At 73.6% G+C, this 3,498-nt stretch carries 4 protein-coding genes and 1 pseudogene; all 5 read left to right on the forward strand.

Annotated elements, in window-relative coordinates; translation table 11 throughout:
• Nucleotides 1–475, forward strand: a 475-nt coding sequence (locus ACFXA3_RS38810) for a PP2C family protein-serine/threonine phosphatase (RefSeq protein ID WP_385195466.1), incomplete at its 5' end; no start/stop codon positions are given.
• Nucleotides 457–2,112 carry an ATP-binding protein gene (locus ACFXA3_RS38815; RefSeq protein WP_385195469.1) on the forward strand — a complete coding sequence of 552 codons (1,656 nt, stop codon included), beginning with the start codon at nt 457–459 and terminating at the stop codon, nt 2,110–2,112. The genes ACFXA3_RS38810 and ACFXA3_RS38815, both read left to right, overlap by 19 nt.
• A complete protein-coding gene (locus ACFXA3_RS38820) occupies nt 2,109–2,567 on the forward strand; it encodes a response regulator (RefSeq protein ID WP_385195472.1) in 459 nt (152 codons plus the stop codon). Before ACFXA3_RS38815 ends, ACFXA3_RS38820 begins: the two co-directional genes overlap by 4 nt.
• 70 nt (nt 2,568–2,637) lie before the next feature.
• On the forward strand, nt 2,638–3,006 hold the full coding sequence (locus ACFXA3_RS38825; RefSeq protein WP_385195475.1) for an STAS domain-containing protein: 369 nt from the start codon (nt 2,638–2,640) through the stop codon (nt 3,004–3,006).
• A 150-nt stretch (nt 3,007–3,156) separates the two neighbouring features.
• Nucleotides 3,157–3,498 (forward strand): annotated as a pseudogene (locus ACFXA3_RS38830) (hypothetical protein); the annotation flags it as partial.

The raw sequence follows: 3,498 nt of genomic DNA on the forward strand, positions 1-3,498 counted from the left end.
GCTCGCGCTGCTGGAGCGGATCCTGCTCGCGGAACGCTCCGGCCCCGTGATCTTCGCCACCCTGGTCTCCCTCAGCCGCCCTCCCGGCACCGCCGCCGTCCGCGTGCAGCGCGCCGGCCACCCCGGCTTCCTGGTCCGCTCCGCGGCGGGCGTGGAGCTGAGGACCGTCCCCGGAGGGCCCGCCCTGGGCATCATGCCCGGCTGGGGCGCAGGCTGGCCCGTCACCGAGGTCCCCGTGGAGGCGGGCGGAGCCGTGATGCTGTTCACCGACGGCCTGATCGAGGGACGCATCGGGCCCGGCTCCGACCGCCTCGACGAAGCCGGCCTCCTGGAGATCGCCCGCCGGCACACCGCCCTGCCCGCCGAACCCTTCGTCGACACCCTCATCCAGGCGGCGCAGGAACTCGCCGCGGACTGGGGCGGCCTGGCCGACGACGTCGCCGTACTCCACCTCGAATGGAACACCCCCACGTGACCTCCCCCACACCACCGGCAGGAGCACCCCGAGGACGGACCCCGGACCGCCACGGGCCCAGCCTGCAGGGCTGGCTGACCACCGTGCTGGTCGTGCTGGCCCTCATGGTCGTCGGTACGGGCGCCCTCGGAGCCGCCCTCCTCTCGCACACCACCACGGCCGGAAACCGGCTAGTCGACGGCGTCCTGCCCGCACAGCGCGACGCGCTGCGGCTGGAGACCGCCCTCCTGGACCAGGAGACCGGCATCCGCGGCTACCTGCTGGCCGGCCAGCCCGCCCTGCTGGAACCGTACGAACGCGGCCTGGCCAACGAGACCACGGCCGCCCGGCACCTGTCGACGCTCCTCGACGGCGACGCCGGGGTGCGCGAGGACCTGGCGGCCGTCGAACGGGCCGCCCGCGTCTGGCGCGACGAGTTCGCGACCCCCGCCATCGCCTCCGTGGACGACGGCGGCCCGCGGCCCTCCCTCCAGGCGGGCAAGGACCGCTTCGACGAGGTCCGCCGGCGCATCGCGGCGCAACAAGCACGCCTGGACCGCATCCAGGCCGACTCGCGCAGCACCTTCGGCGAGGCCCGTGCGCAGCGCGACCACATCCTCCTGGCGATCGTCGTGGCCTTCCTCCTGGTCGGCGCCGGCCTCGCGGTCCTCCTCCACGTGGGCGTGCTGCGCCCGCTCGCCCTGGTGCGGACGGCCTCACAACGCGTCGCGGACGGGGCCTTCGACGAGCAGATCCCGCTGCGGGGCCCCGCCGACCTGCGGGCCCTGGCCCGGGCGGTGGAGGCCATGCGCCACCGGACCGTCGCCGAACTGGCCGCGTCGCGGCGCAACGCCGAGCGGCTCGACCGCACGGCCGCGGAACTCGACGCGCAGGCGGTGGAGCTGCGCCGCTCCAACGCGGAGCTGGAGCAGTTCGCGTACGTGGCCTCGCACGACCTCCAGGAGCCGCTGCGCAAGGTGGCCTCCTTCTGCCAACTGCTGGAGAAGCGCTACGGGGACCAGCTGGACGCACGCGGCCACCAGTACATCTCCTTCGCCGTGGACGGCGCCAAGCGGATGCAGGTGCTGATCAACGACCTGCTGACCTTCTCCCGGGTGGGCCGGGTCCAGGACGCGCGCGAGACGGTCGCGCTGGACGCCGCACTGGACCGGGCACTGCGCAATCTGGCCTCGGCCGTGGAGGAGAGCGGCGCCGAGATCACGCGGCCCGAGCGGCTCCCGGACGTCGTGGGCGATCCCATGCTCCTGACGATGCTCTGGCAGAACCTGGTGGGCAACGCCGTCAAGTTCCGCTCGCCCGACCGCCCTCCTCGGGTCGAGGTCGCCGTGGCCGACGACCCGGACGCGGAACCGGGTTTCGCCGCCTTCTCCGTCACCGACAACGGCATCGGTGTCCCGGCCGAGTTCGCCGAGAAGGTGTTCGTCATCTTCCAGCGGCTGCACGGCCGCGAGACGTACGGCGGAACGGGCATCGGCCTCGCGCTCTGCAAGAAGATCGTCGAGCACGCGGGCGGCCGGATCCGGATCGACACCGCCCGCGAGGAGGGCACCCGGATCGTCTTCACCCTTCCCGTCACCGCCGGCGCCGACCCGACCGACGCGCCGGCCCCCGTACCCACCGGAGGAACCCGCCGATGAGCATCGCCGACCACCGGCCCCAGGCCGCCCCCGCCGAAGTCCTGCTGGTCGAGGACGACGCGGGAGACGAGCTGATGACCCGTGAGGCCTTCGCGGACAACAAGATCGGGAACGTCCTGCACGTGGTGCGGGACGGTCTGGAGGCGCTGGACTTCCTCTACCGCCGCGGGGAGCACGCGGACGCGCCCCGCCCCGACCTGATCCTCCTCGACCTGAACCTGCCCAAGTACGACGGCCGGCAGGTGCTCGAACAGATCAAGACGGACCCGGAGCTGAGCCACATCCCCGTGGTCGTGCTCACCACCTCGGCGGCCGAGGAGGACATCCTGCGCAGCTACAAGCTCCACGCGAACGCCTACGTGACGAAGCCGGTCGACCTCGACCAGTTCATGCGGGCGATCCAGCAGATCGACGACTTCTTCATCACCGTCGTCAAACTGCCCCGCACCCGGTGACGGCCGGGCGCGGACGGTGCGGTGGACCGGAACCGGGCGGAAGAACGTGGGATCGGTGGGAGAGAGGGTCATGAACAGGGACACGTACGACGCAGAAGCGCGCAGCCACGTCGAGACGCGCTCCGAAGGGGACGTGCGCATCGTCGTGATGGCGGGCGAGTTCGACATGGACAACCTGGCCGCGCTGCGGATCGCGATGGACCCCCGGGCGCCCGGGGTCTCCCGGTTCGTCCTGGACGTCGCCGGGGTGACGTTCGTCGACTCGACCGCGCTCGGCGTCATGCTGCAACCGGCCCTGGAGCGGCCCGTGATCCTGGCCGGGAGCGTGCCGGCACGGCTGGCCCGGATCCTGGAGATCACCGGTGCCGACAGCGCGTTCGCCACCGCGGCCGGCGTGGCCGAGGCCACGACCATGAGCGTCCCGCCCCGGCGCGGCTGACCGGCCTCCGATCAAGAACTCCTCCTGCGACGAGGCGGTTTGAGACCCGCGATCGCGGTGATACGGGCGTCGAACGGTGTTCGGCGTCCGTCGAGGTCCCCGGTCCGACGCGGGTCGGGGCCTCGGCGCGCAAAGGGGAGGGAACCTCGCATGACCACACCTGACGAGGACGCGCCCGTGTCCGTGCGGGGCGCCGGGTCGGGACGCGACGTGGTGCTCGCCGTCGGCCTGCTGGGCATCGGCATCGGCGGGCTGGCCGCCTTCGTGAAGGCCGCCCCGGCGAGCTGGGACGGGCTTCCGGTCCCGCCGATCGCCGCCCTGGCCGTACTGATGCTGGGCGCGGTACTGGTGAAGAGGAGCATGGCACCCGGCCGGCGCGGCGTCCGGCCCCCGGCTCCGGGGGGGGGCGGCGCCCGGGGCGCCGCGGCCCCCCCCCGCCCCCCCCCCCCCCGGGGGGGCGCCCCCCCCCCCCCCCCCCCGGGCCGCCCCACG

Origin of the sequence: Streptomyces sp. NPDC059456, assembly GCF_042750055.1 — a bacterium.
Classification (GTDB): Bacteria; Actinomycetota; Actinomycetes; order Streptomycetales; family Streptomycetaceae; genus Streptomyces.